14 protein-coding genes are annotated in these 18,329 nt (G+C 60.7%); 11 read left to right on the forward strand and 3 right to left on the reverse strand.

Features of this window, described 5'->3' with window-relative positions:
* Position 1 precedes the first annotated feature (1 nt).
* Positions 2-1,738, reverse strand: coding sequence for an arginine--tRNA ligase (argS, locus tag ACA068_RS02105; RefSeq protein ID WP_497307235.1), 1,737 nt, complete (start codon positions 1,736-1,738; stop codon positions 2-4).
* A 236-nt stretch (positions 1,739-1,974) separates the two neighbouring features.
* Positions 1,975-4,194 carry a primosomal protein N' gene (locus ACA068_RS02110; RefSeq protein ID WP_497307237.1) on the reverse strand — a complete coding sequence of 740 codons (2,220 nt, stop codon included), beginning with the start codon at positions 4,192-4,194 and terminating at the stop codon, positions 1,975-1,977.
* Positions 4,195-4,364: 170 nt separating this feature from the next.
* Between ACA068_RS02110 and rpmE the strand changes: the two genes are divergently transcribed.
* The 3 genes from rpmE (at position 4,365) to ACA068_RS02125 (ending at position 6,861) form a co-directional block, all read left to right on the forward strand.
* A complete protein-coding gene (gene rpmE / locus ACA068_RS02115) occupies positions 4,365-4,595 on the forward strand; it encodes a 50S ribosomal protein L31 (RefSeq protein WP_008080648.1) in 231 nt (76 codons plus the stop codon).
* A 14-nt stretch (positions 4,596-4,609) separates the two neighbouring features.
* Positions 4,610-5,410, forward strand: coding sequence for a thermonuclease family protein (locus ACA068_RS02120; RefSeq protein WP_497307239.1), 801 nt, complete (start codon positions 4,610-4,612; stop codon positions 5,408-5,410).
* Between the two features lie 182 nt (positions 5,411-5,592).
* Positions 5,593-6,861, forward strand: coding sequence for a malic enzyme-like NAD(P)-binding protein (locus ACA068_RS02125; protein WP_201115270.1), 1,269 nt, complete (start codon positions 5,593-5,595; stop codon positions 6,859-6,861).
* A 254-nt stretch (positions 6,862-7,115) separates the two neighbouring features.
* On the opposite strand, the gene ACA068_RS02130 is transcribed toward ACA068_RS02125, so the two are convergent.
* Entirely contained in the window at positions 7,116-9,560 is a 2,445-nt protein-coding gene (locus ACA068_RS02130; RefSeq protein ID WP_497310525.1) for a penicillin-binding protein 1A, read from the reverse strand.
* A 217-nt stretch (positions 9,561-9,777) separates the two neighbouring features.
* Here ACA068_RS02130 and ACA068_RS02135 point away from each other — a divergent pair, with 217 nt between their 5' ends.
* The 8 genes from ACA068_RS02135 to ACA068_RS02170 all read left to right on the forward strand — a co-directional run bounded on the left by ACA068_RS02135 (position 9,778) and on the right by ACA068_RS02170 (position 18,022).
* Positions 9,778-10,842 carry a pilus assembly protein PilM gene (locus tag ACA068_RS02135; protein ID WP_497307241.1) on the forward strand — a complete coding sequence of 355 codons (1,065 nt, stop codon included), beginning with the start codon at positions 9,778-9,780 and terminating at the stop codon, positions 10,840-10,842.
* On the forward strand, positions 10,842-11,408 hold the full coding sequence (locus tag ACA068_RS02140) for a PilN domain-containing protein (RefSeq protein WP_497307242.1): 567 nt from the start codon (positions 10,842-10,844) through the stop codon (positions 11,406-11,408). Before ACA068_RS02135 ends, ACA068_RS02140 begins: the two co-directional genes overlap by 1 nt.
* The gene (pilO, locus tag ACA068_RS02145; protein ID WP_497307244.1) at positions 11,405-12,028 is read left to right on the forward strand and encodes a type 4a pilus biogenesis protein PilO; all 624 of its coding nucleotides are present in this window, start codon (positions 11,405-11,407) and stop codon (positions 12,026-12,028) included. The genes ACA068_RS02140 and pilO overlap by 4 nt, the downstream gene beginning before the upstream one ends.
* Positions 12,025-12,552, forward strand: coding sequence for a pilus assembly protein PilP (locus ACA068_RS02150; RefSeq protein WP_497307246.1), 528 nt, complete (start codon positions 12,025-12,027; stop codon positions 12,550-12,552). Before pilO ends, ACA068_RS02150 begins: the two co-directional genes overlap by 4 nt.
* 13 nt (positions 12,553-12,565) lie before the next feature.
* Positions 12,566-14,638 (forward strand): type IV pilus secretin PilQ, encoded by a 2,073-nt coding sequence (locus tag ACA068_RS02155; protein ID WP_497307248.1) that lies wholly within the window; start codon positions 12,566-12,568, stop codon positions 14,636-14,638.
* Between the two features lie 4 nt (positions 14,639-14,642).
* Positions 14,643-15,161: a shikimate kinase AroK gene (aroK, locus tag ACA068_RS02160; RefSeq protein ID WP_010464421.1), complete on the forward strand. Its 519-nt coding sequence runs from the start codon at positions 14,643-14,645 to the stop codon at positions 15,159-15,161.
* A gap of 151 nt (positions 15,162-15,312) precedes the next feature.
* Positions 15,313-16,413 carry a 3-dehydroquinate synthase gene (aroB, locus tag ACA068_RS02165; protein ID WP_497307249.1) on the forward strand — a complete coding sequence of 367 codons (1,101 nt, stop codon included), beginning with the start codon at positions 15,313-15,315 and terminating at the stop codon, positions 16,411-16,413.
* A gap of 10 nt (positions 16,414-16,423) precedes the next feature.
* Complete coding sequence (locus tag ACA068_RS02170) at positions 16,424-18,022, forward strand: SPOR domain-containing protein (protein ID WP_497307251.1); 1,599 nt, start codon at positions 16,424-16,426, stop codon at positions 18,020-18,022.
* Positions 18,023-18,329: the final 307 nt, after the last annotated feature.

The following is an 18,329-nucleotide window of genomic DNA, read 5'->3' on the forward strand; positions in this document are numbered from 1 at the left end:
CTTACATACGCTCCAGAGTTTCCAGACCCAAGAGTTCCAGGCCTTGCTTGAGAGTGCGGCCGGTCAGCGCGGCGAGGCGCAGGCGGCTCTGCATTTGCGCCGGGGAGTCGGCGCTGAGGATCGGGCAATTCTCGTAGAAACTGGAGAACAGGCCGGCGACATCGTACAGGTAGGTGCACAGGATGTGCGGCGTGCCTTTTTCGCACACGTTATTCAGCACTTCGCCGAATTGCGCGAGCTTGGCTGCCAATTCGTGTTCGTGCGCCGCTTCGAGGACGATCTGGCCTTCGACTTCGCTGAAATCCTTGCCGAGCTTGCGGAACACACCGGCTACGCGGGTGTAGGCGTACAGGAGGTACGGTGCGGTGTTGCCTTCGAAGTTCAGCATCTGGTCGAAGTTGAAGCTGTAGTCGCTGGTGCGGTGCTTGGACAGGTCGGCGTATTTCACCGCGCCAATGCCCACGACCTTGGCGATGTTGCGCAATTCCGCTTCGGCCAACTCAGGGTTCTTGTCTTTCACCAGGGTGTAGGCGCGTTCCCGGGCTTCGGTCAGCAGGTCGATCAGCTTCACGGTGCCGCCATCACGGGTCTTGAACGGACGGCCGTCGGCGCCGTTCATGGTGCCGAAGCCCATGTGTTCCATTTCCATCGGGTGCGTCACGAAGCCGGCCTTGCGGGCGACCGCGAACACTTGCTGGAAGTGCAGCGCCTGACGCTGGTCGACGAAGTACAGAGCGCGGTCAGCCTTGAGCGTGCCGCTGCGATAGCGCACGGCCGCCAGATCGGTGGTGGCATAAAGGTAGCCGCCATCGGCCTTGACGATGATCACCGGCAGCGGGTCGCCGTCGGCATTCTTGAATTCGTCGAGGAACACGCATTGCGCGCCGTTGCTTTCGACCAGCATGCCGGCGGCTTTCAGGTCGTTGACCACGTTGATCAAATCGTCGTTATAGGCGCTTTCGCCCATCACGTCGGACATGGTCAGTTTGACGTTGAGCAGCTCGTAGATTTTCTGGCAGTGCGACAGCGAGATGTCTTTGAACTTGGTCCACAGGGCCAGGCAGTCCGGGTCGCCGGCTTGCAGCTTGACCACCAGGCCGCGGGCGCGATCGGCGAACTCTTCGGATTCGTCGAAGCGTTGCTTGGCGGCGCGGTAGAAATTTTCCAGGTCCGACAGCTCGTCGCTGGTGATCGGGTTTTCCTGGAGATAAGCCATCAGCATGCCGAACTGGGTGCCCCAGTCGCCGACGTGGTTCTGACGGACGACATCGTCGCCGAGGAACTCCAGAACACGTGCCACGCCGTCGCCGATGATGGTCGAACGCAAGTGGCCGACGTGCATCTCTTTAGCCAGGTTCGGGGCCGACAGGTCGACGACGGTGCGCTGCACCGGGCCAGCCTTGCGCACGCCGATGCGGTCGTCGGCGAGGGCGGCATCCAGGCGAGTGGCCAGGGCATCAGTGTTCTGGAAGAAATTCAGGAAGCCCGGGCCGGCGATTTCGGTCTTGCTGACGTTTTCGTCAGCCGGCAGCGCAGCGATGATTTTCTCTGCCAGATCGCGTGGCTTCATGCTGGCCGGTTTGGCCAGCATCATCGCGATGTTGCTGGCGAAGTCGCCGTTCTTCTTGTCACGGGAGTTTTCCACCTGGATCGCCGGCGACAGGCCTTCAGGCAACACACCTTCGTTGACGAGTTGGGTGATGGCTTGTTGGATCAGCTGGCGAATGGTGTCTTTCATGGTGTTCTCTTTCGACCGCAAGCGCGGCGGCGCTTCGATGCGCTAGTGGAAAAACTGGGCATTATCCGTTGCGAAGACGGGCTTGCCAACTATAGCGGGCAGGTTATGGATATGTGGTGACAAATCGGGCCTCTTCGCGGGCAAGCCTCGCTCCTACAGGTTCGTGTCGTTCACAATATTGGCAAACGACTCGCCCCCTGTAGGAGCGAGGCTTGCCCGCGAAGGCGATCGAACAATCAATACAAATCGACGGGATCCACATCCAGCGACCAACGCACCGCCCGCCCACTCGGCATCTGCTCCAGCGCCAGCAACCAACTGCTTAACAGTCGATGCAACGGCGCCCGGGCCGTGGCCTGCAGCAACAACTGCGCACGATAACGCCCCGCGCGGCGTTCCATCGGTGCCGGCACCGGGCCGAGCAGCTCAATCCCGGTCAAATTCTGCTCAGCCAGCAAGCGCTCGGCCTCGCTGCACGCCTCATCAAGAAAACCTTCGGCCTGTCCCGGTTTGTGCGCTTCGGCCCGCAGCAAAGCCAAGTGCGCAAACGGCGGCAATCCCGCAGAGCGACGCTCGCTCAAGGCCTGTTCGGCAAAGGCGAAATAGCCTTGTTCGGTCAATTGCACCAGCAACGGATGATCGGCCAGGTGCGTCTGGATAATCACTCTGCCCGGCTCTTCCGCCCGTCCGGCGCGCCCGGCCACCTGAACGATCAACTGAGCCATGCGCTCGCTGGCGCGGAAGTCGCCGGAGAACAACCCTCCGTCGGCATCGAGAATCGACACCAGCGTCACTCGTGGAAAGTGGTGTCCTTTGGCGAGCATTTGCGTGCCCACCAGAATGCAAGGCTGGCCTTTCTGGATGGTGGCGAACAGCTGATTCATCGCGTCCTTGCGCGACGTGCTGTCGCGGTCGACCCGCAGCACCGGGACGTCCGGGAACAGAATCGCCAGGCGTTCTTCTGCGCGCTCGGTGCCGGCACCCACCGGCCGCAAATCGACCTTGCCGCACTTCGGGCAATGCCGAGGCACGCGCTCGACGTAGCCGCAATGGTGGCAGCGCAATTCGCCGGAGCGCTGGTGCACGGTCATCCGCGCATCGCAGCGCTGACATTCGGACATCCAGCCGCAGTCATGACACAGCAGCGTCGGCGCAAAACCGCGACGGTTGAGGAACACCAACACTTGTTGACCGGCCTCCAGGGTCTGACCGATGGCCTGCTGCATCGGCCCGGAAATACCGCTGTCCAGCGGACGGCTTTTTACATCGAGGCGCAGGAATCGCGGTTGCTTGGCGCCGCCAGCGCGCTCGTTCAGTCGTAGGAGCCCATACCGACCGGTGTAGGCGTTGTGCAGGCTTTCCAGTGAAGGCGTGGCGGAGCCGAGGACAATCGGGATGTTTTCCTGTCGCGCGCGCACCAATGCCAGATCGCGGGCGTGGTAACGCAGACCTTCCTGCTGTTTATAGGAGCCGTCGTGCTCTTCATCGATGATGATCAGGCCAGGGTTTTTCATCGGCGTGAACAGCGCCGAACGGGTGCCGATAATGATGTCGGCGTCGCCATCCCGGGCCGCGAGCCAGGCTTCGAGGCGTTCGCGGTCGTTGACGGCCGAGTGAATCAGCGCGATGCGCGCATTGAAACGCTGCTCGAAGCGCGCCAGGGTCTGCGGGCCGAGGTTGATCTCCGGGATCAGCACCAGCGCCTGCTTGCCGGCTTCGAGGGTTTCGCGGATCAGCTGTAAATAGACTTCCGTCTTGCCGCTGCCAGTAACGCCGGCCAGCAGGAACGCGTGATAACTGTCGAACCCGGCGCGAATCGCTTCATACGCGGCGCGCTGCTCAGGGTTGAGCGGCAACTCCGGTTGCGCCAGCCAGTGTTCGTGACGGGCGCCGGGGGCGTGCTTGCGGATTTCCACCTGCACCAAGTCCTTGGCCAGCAACAGATCCAGGCTGTCCTTGCTCAGCATCAGCTTGCTCAGCAACTGATGGGCCACGCCGTGGGGATGTTGGGCCAGCGTGGCCAGGGCTTCGCGCTGGCGCGGCGCACGGGCGATACGCGGATCATCCAGGCTGGCACCGGGCGCGGCGGACCAGAAGCGTTCCTGACGCGCCTCGGCCAGTTCGCCCTGACGCAGCAACACCGGCAGCGCCCAGCTCAAGGTGTCGCCAAGGCTGTGCTGGTAATACTGCGAGGTCCACAGGCACAGCTTGAACAGCGCCGGTGGCAGTGGCGGCGTGGCGTCTAGCAGGGCCAGCGCCGGCTTGAGCTTTTCTACCGGCACTTCGCTGTGATCGGTCACCTCCACCAGAATCCCGATCATCTCCCGTCGGCCGAACGGCACCCGCAGGCGCATGCCCGGCTGCAACTGGGCACGCAAGATCCCGGCCGGGGCACGGTAATCGAACAGGCGGCGCAGGGGCGAAGGCAGGGCGAGGCGCAAAATGGCGTCGGGCACGCGATGGTTTACTCGATGATGGGACGGTGAAGAAGGCCGGGAGCCTAGCAGACGGTCGGTGTAAGGGACAGCTTGCGTGATCGCAAAGGTCTGGTAGAATCCGCGGCCTAATTATGTGCGGTATTCAACAATAGTGTTGAGTGGCGGCACACTAGCCTGAGGAATACACCATGAAAGCCGATATCCATCCAGCGTACGAAACCATCGAAGTAACTTGCAGCTGCGGCAACAAGTTCGAAACTCGTTCGAACCTGTGCAAGCCACTGGGTACTGACGTATGCAACGAGTGCCACCCGTTCTACACCGGTAAGCAGAAGACTCTGGATACTGGCGGTCGTGTACAGCGCTTCGCAGACCGTTTCGGCGCTTTCGGCAAGAAAGCTCCTGCTGCTGCAGAGTAAGGTTGAAAAGCCCCATGGGCTTTACCTTGCTGTTGAAAAAGGCGTCCCTTGCGGGCGCCTTTTTTGTGTCTGCGATTTGGCTTTCCGGTGCCCAGGCCTTCTGTCCGGCGCCGAGCGGGCTGACCTCGGTGGCGGTGCAACGTGTGGTGGATGGCGACACCCTGCGCCTGAGCGATGGCCGCAGTGTACGCATGATCGGCTTGAATACGCCTGAGCTGGGCAAGCAGGGCCGTTCCGACGAGCCGTTCGCCGTGGCCGCACGCAAACGCCTGGAAGCGCTGGTGGCGGCCAGCGACGGGCGTGTGGGTTTACTGACCGGTAAAGAGAGCAAAGATCATTACGGTCGCACGCTGGCCCATGTCTATGGCGCCAATGGCGCCAACCTCGAAGCGCAGATGCTCGCCGAGGGCCTTGGTTTTCAAGTGGCGGTTGCGCCGAATGTCGATTTGGTCAGCTGCCAGCAAGCCGCCGAACGCAGCGCCCGTCAGGCCGGCCTTGGCCTGTGGCGGCAATCGCCTGTACTGAAAGCGGAGCAGATCAACGCCTCCGGTTTTGCCGTGCTCAGTGGTCGCGTGAGCAAGGTTCAGCGCAATCGCGGCGGGGTTTGGATTGAGTTGCAGGACGCGGTTGTATTGCGCGTTGCACCCAATTTGCTCGGGCAGTTCGATGTTGCATCGCTTGAACGGCTGAAGGGCAGGCAGATCGAGGCGCGTGGCTGGGTGGTGGATCGATCGCGTCGGGGCGGTTTGAAATCCGGGCAGGCGCGCTGGCTTCTACCGCTGACCGATCCGGCGATGTTACAAGCGGCACCCTGATAAAAAATTGTAGACATTTTTTATGGCGATTGTGAACAGTCTATCCCTTGTGTTCCGCGGCTCTTGGCCCAAAGTCGTAAGGCAGGGCGCTTGACAGGGGTGACTGGTCAGTCTTGTGGGGACTTTGCGACACGCGTATCCTCGGCGGTCCGTCTGTCCAACAGTAAAAGCGGAATGCCCACATGTCTGATTTGAAAACTGCCGCTCTCGAATATCACGCCCATCCTCGTCCAGGGAAGCTGAGTGTCGAGCTCACCAAGGCCACCGCTACCGCCCGCGACCTGTCGCTGGCCTACAGCCCCGGCGTAGCCGAACCAGTACGCGAAATCGCCCGCGATCCTGAACTGGCCTACAAATACACCGGCAAAGGCAACCTGGTTGCAGTCATTTCCGATGGCACCGCGATTCTCGGCCTGGGTAACCTCGGCCCATTGGCTTCCAAGCCAGTGATGGAAGGTAAGGGCGTGCTGTTCAAGCGCTTCGCCGGCATCGACGTTTTCGACATCGAAGTCGACTCCGAAAGCCCGCAAGCCTTCATCGACACCGTCAAGCGTATCTCCATCACCTTCGGTGGCATCAACCTGGAAGACATCAAGGCGCCTGAGTGCTTTGAGATCGAACGCGCTCTGATCGAGCAGTGCGACATTCCAGTATTCCACGATGACCAGCACGGCACCGCGATCGTTACTGCTGCCGGCATGATCAACGCCCTGGAAATCGCTGGCAAAACCCTGGCTGACGCCAAGATTGTCTGCCTGGGCGCCGGTGCGGCCGCCATCTCCTGCATGAAATTGCTGGTGAGCATGGGTGCCAACATCGAAAACATCTTCATGGTTGACCGTACCGGTGTGATCCACTCCGGCCGTGACGACCTGAACCAGTACAAAGCTGTCTTCGCTCACGCGACCGACAAGCGCACCCTGGCTGACGCCCTGACCGGTGCTGACGTGTTCGTTGGCCTGTCCGGCCCGAACCTGTTGAGCGCTGAAGGCCTGAAATCCATGGCGGCCAACCCGATCGTGTTCGCGTGCTCCAACCCGGATCCGGAAATCTCCCCGGAACTGGCGCACGCCACCCGTGACGACGTGATCATGGCGACCGGCCGTTCGGACTACCCGAACCAGGTCAACAACGTACTGGGCTTCCCGTTCATCTTCCGTGGAGCCCTGGACGTTCGCGCCAAGCGCATCAACGAAGAGATGAAAGTGGCAGCGGCCAACGCCCTGCGTGAACTGGCCAAGCTGCCGGTTCCTCAGGAAGTGTGCGACGCCTACGGCGGCATCAAGCTGGAATTCGGTCGTGAGTACATCATTCCGAAGCCAATGGATGCTCGCTTGATCACCGTGATCTCCGATGCCGTGGCCAAGGCTGCCATCGAGACCGGCGTAGCGACCCTGCCGTATCCGAAGAACTACCCGCTGAAAAGCGTGGATGACGTGTTCAACGGCTAAGCCGTTGTAGCGCTTCAACCGAAAGCCCCGATTCGTATGAGTCGGGGCTTTTTTTGTCTGTGGTTTTTGTGGTGTCTGTAAGGGCCTCTTCGCGGGCAAGCCTCGCTCCTACAGGGGCAAACGCTGGGAACTTTCCATATCCGTAGGAGCGAGGCTTGCCCGCGAAGAGGCCCTCAAGGACAAAGCAAAACCTGCAGGCCATAAAAAGCCCCGCTCTTCTTCCGAAGGCGGGGCTTTCGCATTGCGCTACGCGATCAGAACAAATCGATCGGCGCCGCTTCATCCGCAGGCAGTGGGCTGCCCGGCGCATTGCCGTTACCCAGCTCATTCACCGACGGAGGCGTGTCTTCGGCCTTGAACAGCTCGAAGTACGCGCCTGGCGTGCCTGGGCTGGCCGCGCGGCCGCTGACCGGGTCAACCCGCAGGCTGAGAATGCCTTCCGGCTCTGGTTGGGTGTGGGGCGGCTTGTCCTTGAGCGCGGCAGCCATGTAGTTCATCCAGATCGGCAGCGCGACGGTGCCACCGAACTCGCGTTTGCCCAGGCTTTCAGGCTGATCGAACCCGGTCCAGACGGTGGTCACGTAATCGGCGTTGTAGCCGGAGAACCAGGCGTCCTTGGATTCGTTGGTGGTACCGGTCTTGCCCGCAATGTCACTGCGACCCAAGGCCAGTGCGCGGCGGCCGGTGCCGAGTTTGATCACGTCCTCAAGCATGCTGTTGAGGATGTAAGTGGTGCGACCGTCGACGATGCGTTCGGCCACGGCCGGCGTTTGCGGCGCAGTGCCGGGTGCGGCCGGCGCTTCCCCCGGCGTCGCATTGACCGTGAACGCCTGGGCGTCGGTCGGTGCGGCGATGCCGTTGGTCGCTGTGTCGCCCTGAGGAACACTCGGCGGGTTGGCGACGAACAGCGTGTCGCCATTGCGGCTTTCGATCTTGTCGATGATGTACGGGCTGATTTTGTAGCCACCGTTGGCGAAGGTGCTCCAGCCGGTGGCGATTTCCATTGGCGTCAGGGTCGCGGTGCCCAGGGCCAGGGACAAGTTGCGTGGCAGGTCCTGCTTGTTGAAGCCGAACTTGCTGATGTAGTCGATGGTGCGATCAATGCCCAGCGCCTGTACCAGTCGGATCGATACCAGGTTGCGCGACTTGTACAGCCCTTCACGCAGGCGGATCGGGCCGAGGAAGGTGTTGGTGTCGTTCTTCGGGCGCCAGACCTTGTCCAGGTATTCATCGACGAACACGATCGGCGCATCGTTCACCAGGCTGGCGGCGGTGTAGCCGTTATCCAGCGCGGCGCTGTACACGAAGGGCTTGAAGCTCGAGCCCGGCTGACGCTTGGCCTGCATGGCGCGGTTGTAGTTGCTCTGCTCGAAGGCAAAACCGCCGACCAGCGAGCGAATGGCGCCGTTCTGCGGATCCAGGGAAACCAGCGCGCCTTGCGCTTGCGGAATCTGGCTGAATTTCAGCGAATTGTCCGGTTGGCGCTGCACGCGAATCAGGTCACCGACCTGAGCCACGTCCGACGGCTGCTTCGGATTGGCGCCCATGCTGTTGGTATTCAGGAACGGACGCGCCCATTTCATGCTGTCCCAGGCGACGTGTTCTTCACCGGTGCGGGTGATCACTTGCAGGCCGTTCTTGTCGACCTGGGTGACGATGGCCGGCTCAAGGCCGCTGATGGTCCGCTGTTTGGTCAGTTCGGTGGCCCAGGCCTCGCGAGTCTTGCCCGGCAGGCGCGACTCAGGACCGCGATAGCCGTGACGCTGATCGTAGGTCATCAAGCCTTCGTGCACCGCGGTGTTGGCCATTTCCTGAAGATTGCTCGGCACCGTCGTGGTCACGCGAAAACCTTCGGTGTAAGCATCGCTGCCATAGCGGCCGACCATTTCGGCACGGGCCATTTCAGCGATGTACGGGGCGTTCACTTCCGGGGTCGGCACGTGGTAACTGGCGTTCAGCGGTTCGTTGATCGCGGTGGTGTAGTCGGCTTCGGTGATCTTGCCGAGTTTGTACATGCGCCCCAGGATCCAGTCGCGACGTTCCTTGCTGCGGGCCGGGTTGGCCAGCGGGTTGAAGCGCGAAGGGGCTTTTGGCAGGCCGGCGATCATCGCCATCTGCGCCAGGCTGACGTCGCGAATCGATTTGCCGTAGTAAACCTGCGCGGCGGCTTCGATGCCGTAGGCGCGGTTGCCCAGGTAAATCTTGTTGACGTATAGCTCGAGGATCTCGTCCTTGTTCAGCTGCCGTTCGATCTGCAGGGCCAGGAGGATTTCGGTGGTTTTGCGCGAGAAACTGCGTTCGCTGGTCAGGAAGAAGTTCTTCGCCACCTGCATGGTGATAGTGCTGCCACCGGACTGGATGTGTCCGCTTTTTATCAGTTGGGTCGCTGCGCGCATCAGGCTGCTGGGATCGACACCGTAGTGGTTGGCGAAATTGTCGTCTTCAGCACTTAGTAACGCATTGATGAAATTGGGGGGAATGTCGGCGAAACGGATCGGTGTGCGGCGCATTTCGCCAAATTCTGCGATCAGCTTGTTGTCGCTGCTGTATACCCGTAATGGAATCTGCAACTGGATGCTTCGCAGAGCCTCCACAGATGGCAATCCCGGACTAAGGTAAAGAAACGCGCCGCTCAGACCAAGGAGCAGTCCGCAGAAAACGGCGACGATGGACCAACCGAAAAATTTCAGCAGACGAATCAAGGCTTTGGGATATCCAGGGCAAAGAATGAATTAGGCAACAGGGTTCAGATAAACAGGGAGCAACCCGCGCTTGCAGTAAAACCGGAAAAAAACGCTGGGCATTATAAGCATTTTTCCGTCGAGGGCGTCATTTGCGCTGCTGTCAAGACGGGTGGTTTGAACGCAACGGGTATTACAGAGTCCGTAAGACACGGATAGTCATAGGGAATTGGTAGTGCTAGGACTCTTCAATAAGAAAGCCAATACGCTTCTGGGCATCGACATCAGCTCCACGTCGGTGAAGCTGCTTGAGCTCAGTCGCCAGGGTGAGCGTTATCGGGTCGAGGCCTATGCGGTCGAGCCCTTGCCCGCCAACTCAGTGGTCGAAAAAAATATCGCCGAACTCGAAGGCGTGGGCCAGGCACTCGCGCGCGTGCTGCTCAAGGCCAAAACCAACCTCAGGAATGTCGCCGTGGCCGTCGCCGGTTCGGCAGTCATCACCAAAACCATCGAGATGGACGCAGGTCTTTCCGACGACGAGATGGAAAACCAGCTGAAGATCGAGGCCGATCAGTACATCCCCTATCCTTTGGACGAAGTCGCCATCGACTTCGAAGTCCAGGGCGTGTCGGCGCGTAACCCCGAGCGGGTCAATGTGCTGCTGGCGGCCTGTCGCAAGGAAAACGTCGAGGTGCGTGAGGCTGCCCTGGCGCTGGCCGGCCTGACGGCGCGAGTGGTGGACGTCGAAGCCTATGCGCTGGAGCGATCGTTCTCCCTGCTGGCCGGTCAACTGGCGGTCTCGCAGGAGGGGCTGACCGTGGCGGTGGTCGACATCGGCGCGACCATGACCACCCTGAGCGTGCTGTACAACGGGCGGATCATCTACACCCGGGAACAATTGTTCGGCGGTCGTCAGCTCACGGAGGAAATCCAGCGCCGGTATGGCCTGACCATCGAGCAGGCGGGGCTGGCGAAGAAGCAGGGCGGGTTGCCGGATGACTACGTCAGCGAAGTCTTGCAGCCTTTTCGCGAGGCGCTGGTGCAGCAGGTTTCCCGGTCGCTGCAGTTCTTCTTCGCTTCCGGTCAGTACAACGCGGTCGATCACATCCTGCTGGCTGGCGGTACCGCGTCGGTCCCGGGGCTTGATCGCCTGATCGAACAGCGGTTGGGCACGCCGACCCAGGTGGCCAATCCGTTCTCCGACATGGCGTTGAGCAGCAAGGTCAACGCCGGGGCCCTGGCAAGCGATGCGCCAGCACTGATGATCGCCTGCGGGCTCGCGCTCAGGAGTTTCGACTGATGGCGCGGATCAATCTTTTACCCTGGCGCGAAGAACTTCGTGAAGAGCGTCGCAAACGCTTTTTGCTGGCACTGGTCGGCGTTCTGGCGTGCTCGGTGGGCGCGATTTTCATTGCCGACCAGGTCATCAGTGGCGCCATTGACCGACAAGTGGCGCGTAACGATTTCATCGGCAAACAGATTGCCGTGGTCGACGAGCGCATCAAGCAGATCAGCGACTTGAAGTCCCGTCGCCAGCAGCTCGTCGAGCGCATGCGCATCATCCAGGACCTGCAAGGCAACCGTCCGATCAGCGGGCGGATTTTCGACCAGTTGGCGCGTACCCTGCCGGACGGGGTGTATTTCACCGAAGTGAAAATGGCCGGCAAAACCTTGTCCATCACCGGCGCGGCGGAATCGAACAATCGTGTTTCGGACCTGATGCGCAATCTGGATGCGTCCGACTGGTTCGATGCGCCGAGTCTCACGGAAGTCAAAGCCACCACCGCCGGTCAGCTGGATCAGGCCAACGTCTTTCAGTTGACCGTCCGTCAGACTCAGCCCGCCGTTGTGGAGGCTGGCAAATGAGCCCCTCGGAATGGTTCGAAGGCCTGCGCAAGATCGACATCAACGATCTGGACACCAACAACATGGGTTCCTGGCCGCCGGCGATCAAGGCGCTGGCGGGGGGCTTGCTCGTGGTTCTGGTGTTGGCCCTCGGTTACACCTTTTACATCAGCGATCAGGAAGATCACCTCGAACTCAAGCGTGAAGAGGAGTCGACCCTCAAGGAGCAATTCGCGAACAAGGCGCACATGGCGGCAAACCTGGAGCTGTATACCCAACAGATGAAAGAGATGGAGAACTCTTTTGGCGTGCTGCTGCGGCAATTGCCCAGTGACACCGAAGTGCCCGGGCTGCTGGAGGACATCACCCGCACTGGCCTCGGTAGCGGGCTGGAGTTCGAAGAGATCAAGCTGCTGCCGGAGGTAACCCAGCAGTTCTACATCGAACTGCCGATCCAGATCACCGTGACGGGTGCCTATCACGACCTGGCGACGTTCGTCAGTGGCGTGGCCGGGTTGCCGCGGATCGTTACGCTGCATGATTTCGACCTTGCGCCGGCCGACCCCGAGGGCGGCCCGAAACTGCGCATGAGCATCCTTGCCAAGACCTATCGCTACAACGACAAGGGGTTGCAGAAATGAACCCGATTCGTTGCTTGTTGATGGTTGTGTTGCTCGCTGGCCTGGCCGGTTGCGGCAACGGCAATGACGTCGGCGACCTCGACGCTTTCATGAATGAAGTGCGTCTCAGGCCGCCGGGCAAGATTGAACCAACGCCGACGTTCCGGTCTTACCCCACATTCACCTACAGCGCTGCCAACCTGCGCAGCCCGTTTTCCCGGCAGGTCAGGGTCGACCTGGCGGGGCAGAAGCGCGGCTCGCGCAACGTCAAGCCCGACCCCAGCCGCGCCCGGCAATACCTCGAAGGTTTCAACATCGAGCAGTTTGAAATGGTCGGCACGATCTCCAATGCGACCGGCTCCTTTGCGCTGTTGCGCGGGGCAGGCGGGGTGCATCGGCTGAAAGTCGGCGATTACCTGGGGCGTAACGATGGACGGATCGTCGCCATCAGCGGCTCGCAAGTCGATGTGGTCGAAATCGTTCCCGACGGCGAAGGTGCCTGGCTGGAACGGCCACGGACCATCCCTTTGAAAGAGCACTCATAGTGGAACTCGAATAATGAACAGGATTTTCTCAACCCTCGGTATCTCGCTATGGATAGCGTTGCTGTCGCCGATGGTACAAGCGGCCAACCTCAAAGCGCTGGATGTTGCCGCGCTGCCGGGTGATCGTGTCGAGTTGAAGTTGTCTTTCGATGGCCCGCCACCGCAACCTCACGGTTATACGACCGAGTCGCCTGCACGAATCGCGCTGGATCTGCCCGGCGTGGTCAATCAGCTTTCGAGCAAGAGTCGTGAGCTGGGCGGCGGCAATGCCCGTAGCGCGACGGTGGTGGAAGCCAAGGACCGGACGCGGCTAATCATCAATCTGACCCAGTTGACCCCGTACAGCGCCCGTGTCGAGGGCAACAACCTGATCGTGGTGGTCGGGCAAGGCGCCAACAACAAAGCGCCCCGGCCGACTACCCGCGCAGCGACTGCAGCGCCCGCCCCGACGAAAGCCTATGCGCCCGTCGGCAAGGCCATCCGCGGTGTGGATTTCCAGCGCGGCACTCAGGGTGAAGGCAACGTGGTGATTGATCTGTCGGATCCGTCCATCGCCCCGGACATCCAGGAGCGCGACGGCAAGATCATCCTCGGTTTCGCCAAAACCCAATTGCCAGAGCCGTTGCGCGTGCGACTGGACGTCAAGGATTTCGCCACTCCAGTGCAGTTCGTCAATGCCAGCGCCACGGGCGATCGGGCCACGATCAGTATCGAGCCCAGCGGAGCGTTCGATTATTCGACCTATCAGACCGACAACAAGCTTACAGTCAGCATTCGGCCAATGACCGTCGATGACCTGCAAAAGCGCAACGCCGAACGCTTTGCCTATACCGGTGAAAAACTCTCGCTGAATTTCCAGGACATTGACGTGCGTTCGGTGCTGCAACTGATCGCCGATTTCACCAACCTCAATCTGGTGGCCAGCGACACGGTGCAAGGCGGCATCACCTTGCGTTTGCAGAACGTGCCGTGGGACCAGGCGCTAGACCTGGTGCTGAAAACCAAAGGCCTGGACAAACGCATGATCGGCAACGTCCTGCTGGTGGCGCCGGCCGATGAAATCGCCGCGCGTGAACGTCAGGAACTGGAATCGCAGAAGCAGATTTCCGAACTGGCGCCTTTGCGTCGTGAGTTGCTGCAGGTCAACTACGCCAAGGCTGCGGACATCGCCAAGCTGTTCACGTCGGTGACCAGTGCCGAATCGAAAATCGACGAGCGGGGCTCGATTACGGTCGATGAGCGGACGAACAACATCATTGCCTACCAGACCCAGGACCGACTCGACGAACTTCGTCGCATCGTCGCGCAACTGGATATCCCGGTGCGTCAGGTGATGATCGAGGCGCGAATCGTCGAAGCCAACGTCGACTACGACAAAAGCCTCGGTGTGCGCTGGGGTGGTTCGGTGCAGAACAAGGGCAACTGGAACACATCCGGCGTCAGCAATGGTTCGTCGACCACTATCGGTACTCCGGGCAGCACCAGCACCAACTCGCCGTTTGTCGACCTGGGCGCTGCGGGCAACACCTCGGGGATCGGCATCGCCTTCATCACCGATAACGTGCTGCTGGACCTGGAGTTGACCGCGATGGAGAAGACCGGTAACGGCGAAATCGTCTCGCAACCCAAGGTGGTCACGTCCGACAAGGAAACCGCGAAAATCCTTAAAGGCACCGAGATTCCCTATCAGGAAGCCAGCTCCAGCGGTGCCACGTCGGTGTCGTTCAAGGAGGCGTCGCTGTCCCTTGAGGTTACGCCGCAGATCACCCCGGACAACCGGATCATCATGGAGGTCAAAGTCACCAAGGATGAGCCGGACTACCTGAACAAGGTCCAGGATGTACCACCGATCAAGAAAAACGAGGTCAATGCCAAGGTCCTGGTCAATGATGGCGAGACCATCGTGATCGGCGGGGTTTTCTCAAATACTCAGAGCAAGGTTGTAGATAAGGTGCCATTTCTCGGTGATGTGCCGTATCTTGGCCGCCTTTTCCGGCGTGACGTGGTTTCGGAGAAAAAATCCGAGCTGCTGGTATTTCTCACTCCGCGTATCATGAATAACCAGGCGATTGCTGTGAGTCATTGATTCTGTGCGAAATTTGATTCTTGTTGGACCGATGGGGGCTGGAAAAAGCACCATCGGCCGGTTGCTGGCCAAAGAGCTGCGCCTGCCGTTCAAAGATTCCGATAAGGAAATTGAATTGCGCACGGGCGCCAATATCCCGTGGATTTTCGATAAAGAAGGCGAACCGGGCTTTCGTGACCGCGAGCAGGCGATGATTGCCGAGCTGTGCGGCTGCGATGGCGTGGTGCTGGCGACCGGTGGCGGCGCGGTGATGCGCGAAGCCAATCGTCGGGCGCTGCACGCCGGGGGGCGGGTGGTCTATCTGCATGCATCAGTCGAGCAGCAGGTCGGCCGCACGTCCCGCGATCGCAATCGACCCTTGTTGCGCACCGCCGATCCGGCCAAGACCCTGCGGGATCTGTTGGCGATCCGCGATCCGCTGTATCGGGAAATCGCCGACCTGGTGGTGGAAACCGATGAGCGGCCGCCGCGAATGGTCGTGCTCGATATTCTCGAGCGCTTGCAGCAGCTACCTCCCCGTTAAAGCGCAGCGCGAAATGCGCTATCCTCGGCGTCCGGTCATGGCCGCTCAAGGTTGTGGCGGATGGCTACCGAACGGCGTCACACCAGCAGACGCCGTGGACATTCGTTAACTCAAGGCAGGACGCCTGATTCCATCTTCACTGTGGGGACACATGCAGACACTCAAGGTCGATCTAGGCGAGCGCAGCTACCCGATTCACATTGGCGAAGGTTTGTTGGATCAGCCTGAGCTGCTGGCCCCGCATATTCGCGGGCGGCAAGTAGCGATCATCTCCAACGAGACCGTTGCGCCGCTCTATCTTGAACGTCTGACCCGCAGCCTCGCGCAGTTCTCGGTGATTTCCGTGGTGCTGCCAGACGGCGAAGCCTTCAAGACCTGGGAAACCCTGCAACTGATTTTCGACGGCCTGCTGACTGCACGCCACGACCGCCGTACCACGGTAATCGCCCTCGGTGGCGGTGTGATTGGTGACATGGCCGGTTTCGCGGCTGCCTGCTATCAGCGCGGTGTTGATTTCATTCAGGTCCCGACCACGTTGCTGTCGCAAGTCGACTCCTCTGTGGGCGGCAAGACCGGGATCAACCATCCGCTGGGCAAGAACATGGTCGGCGCGTTCTATCAGCCGAACGTCGTGCTGATCGATACCGCGACCCTCAATACCCTGCCGGCCCGCGAACTCTCTGCGGGGCTGGCGGAAGTCATCAAGTACGGGCTGATCTGCGACGAGCCGTTCCTGACCTGGCTCGAAGAAAACGTCGATCGCCTGCGCGCCCTGGACCAGGTCGCCCTGACGTATGCCATCGAGCGTTCCTGCGCCGCCAAGGCTGAGGTGGTCGGTGCTGACGAGAAGGAGACCGGTGTTCGCGCCACGTTGAACCTGGGTCACACGTTCGGCCACGCTATCGAAACCCATATGGGCTATGGTGTCTGGCTTCATGGTGAAGCCGTCGCTGCTGGCACTGTAATGGCGTTGGAAATGTCCGCGCGACTGGGCTGGATCAGCGAGCAAGAGCGCGATCGCGGCATTCGCCTGTTTCAGCGTGCCGGCCTGCCGGTCATCCCACCGGAAGAGATGACCGAAGCCGATTTTCTCGAACACATGGCAATTGACAAGAAAGTGATCGACGGTCGTTTACGCCTGGTGCTGCTGCGCCGCATGGGCGAAGCAGTGGTGACCGACGATTATCCGAAAGAAGTTTTACAGGCCACGCTGGGAGCGGATTACCGCGCCCTGGCTCAGCTTAAAGGTTAATAAGATCCCGATGACTAGTTTGCATGCCGACGAGGCTTTCCTCGGCCATTACCAGTTGAGTCATGACCCTTTTGCTCCACGGGTGCCTGGCTTCAAATTCTTCCCGGCCCAGCGCAAACCGGTGCTGGGGCAACTGCATCACCTGGCACGTTACAGCCAGTTGCTGCTGGTGGTTACCGGCCCGCAGGGCAGCGGCAAGACCCTGTTGCGCCAAGCCCTGGTAGCCAGCACCAACAAGCAATCGGTGCAAAGCGTGGTGGTTTCCGCCCGTGGTGCTGGCGATGCGGCCGGCGTGCTGCGTCAGGTGGCCCAGGCGCTGAACGTCGCCCAGGCTGAGGTCAACGCGATTCTGGCCCAGGTCGTGCAGCTTGCGCTGACCGGGCAGGAAGTCTATTTGCTGGTGGATGACGCCGAGCAGCTCGACGAGTCCGCGCTGGAGGCCCTGCTGGCCCTGGCCGCCGGTGCGCCGGAAGGTCGTCCGCATGTGTTCCTGTTCGGTGAGTCGTCGCTGATTGCGCAACTGGATGCGCTGAGCCTCGAGGAAGAGCGCTTCCACGTCATCGAGTTGCAGCCTTACACCGAAGAAGAAACCCGCGAATACCTGGACCAGCGGCTCGAAGGCGCCGGCCGGGGTATCGAACTTTTCACCGCAGAACAGATCTCTGATATTCACGAAAGCTCCGACGGCTGGCCTGGCACCATCAACCAGGTTGCCCGCGATGCAATGATCGAAGCCATGATTGCCAGCCGCTCAGCGGTCAAGCGTCCAAGTATGGGGTTCAACATGCCGAAGAAACACGTATTGGCGATTTCCGCCGTCGTCGTGGTCGCGGTAGCCGCCGCCTGGTTGATGCCGGGTCGCAGCAAAGCACCGACCACCGGCGCGCCTGCCAACGAACAGGCGCAACTGCCACTCGGCCAGGGCACGCCGCAACCGAACAGCGGCGGTGCGCCTTCCGTCGAATTCGCCGGTAATTCGCAACCGATGCCATTGCCGCTGGTCGGCAACTCGCAACCGGTCATGCGCGGTCCGCTGGCCGAAGCAGCCGGTGGCATTACCGAAGGCGACGACGGTGTGCCGGTCGAAGGTTCCAGCGCTACACCGCCAACCGTGACCACCACTGCGCCGCCGGCGGGCATCCAGCCTGGCCCTGCGCCAACGCCTGCCGCTAAACCGGCCCCAGCGCCGACTCAGGTCGCGACCGCCAAGCCAGTCCCGACTGCGCCTGCCGTGAAGCCGACTCCAGCGCCAGCCAAGCCAGCCGTCGTGGCTACCGCCAAGCCGGTCGAGAAGCCAGCCGCCGCTCCTGCGAAAGGCGCCGGTGGCACCTGGTACGCCGGGCAGCCTACAAGCAACTACGTGGTGCAGATCCTCGGCACCAGCTCCGAAGCGACCGCGCAAAACTTCGTGAAAGAGCAAGGCGGCGAGTACCGTTATTTCAAGAAAGTCCTCAACGGCAAGCCGCTTTACGTCATCACCTACGGTAACTTCGCCAACCGCGATGCAGCCCTGACCGCCATCAAGGCCTTGCCAGCGAAGGTTCAGGCTGGTAAACCTTGGCCTCGCACTGTCGCCAGCGTCCAACAGGAACTGGCAACAACTCGCTGAAGATTCGGCGGCCTTACCCAGGCCGCCTCTCCAAGCACCTCAAAATTTCTGCAAGTGCGCGCCGCCTCTCCAGGCCGCGTGCCTTGTGGTGTCTGCGTTACAGTAGTCTTTGAGTCGTTGCGGTCAAAATTAAAAAAGTTTTGACTAGCACAGCAGATCGCTTTAAACCTTTCACAAATGCGACATAGATTTGCGACAGTTCGTCGTCAAATTTGTGAGCCTCTGTGTCGCTGTGTACAATGACCACCCTTTTGCCCCCGCTAAGCCGACGAACGTTCGGCGCGGATCGCAAGTGGTTGAATTGAAA

This window comes from Pseudomonas sp. LBUM1660 (genome assembly GCF_059695935.1).

What these genes read in the sequence shown, in the direction of transcription:
- argS (WP_497307235.1), bottom strand. Translation starts at nt 1,738, where the DNA reads ATGAAAGACACCATTCGCCAGCTGATCCAACAAGCCATCACCCAACTC.
- rpmE (WP_008080648.1), top strand. Translation starts at nt 4,365, where the DNA reads ATGAAAGCCGATATCCATCCAGCGTACGAAACCATCGAAGTAACTTGC.
- ACA068_RS02120 (WP_497307239.1), top strand. Translation starts at nt 4,610, where the DNA reads ATGGGCTTTACCTTGCTGTTGAAAAAGGCGTCCCTTGCGGGCGCCTTT.
- ACA068_RS02125 (WP_201115270.1), top strand. Translation starts at nt 5,593, where the DNA reads ATGTCTGATTTGAAAACTGCCGCTCTCGAATATCACGCCCATCCTCGT.
- ACA068_RS02140 (WP_497307242.1), top strand. Translation starts at nt 10,842, where the DNA reads ATGGCGCGGATCAATCTTTTACCCTGGCGCGAAGAACTTCGTGAAGAG.
- pilO (WP_497307244.1), top strand. Translation starts at nt 11,405, where the DNA reads ATGAGCCCCTCGGAATGGTTCGAAGGCCTGCGCAAGATCGACATCAAC.
- ACA068_RS02150 (WP_497307246.1), top strand. Translation starts at nt 12,025, where the DNA reads ATGAACCCGATTCGTTGCTTGTTGATGGTTGTGTTGCTCGCTGGCCTG.
- ACA068_RS02155 (WP_497307248.1), top strand. Translation starts at nt 12,566, where the DNA reads ATGAACAGGATTTTCTCAACCCTCGGTATCTCGCTATGGATAGCGTTG.
- aroB (WP_497307249.1), top strand. Translation starts at nt 15,313, where the DNA reads ATGCAGACACTCAAGGTCGATCTAGGCGAGCGCAGCTACCCGATTCAC.
- ACA068_RS02170 (WP_497307251.1), top strand. Translation starts at nt 16,424, where the DNA reads ATGACTAGTTTGCATGCCGACGAGGCTTTCCTCGGCCATTACCAGTTG.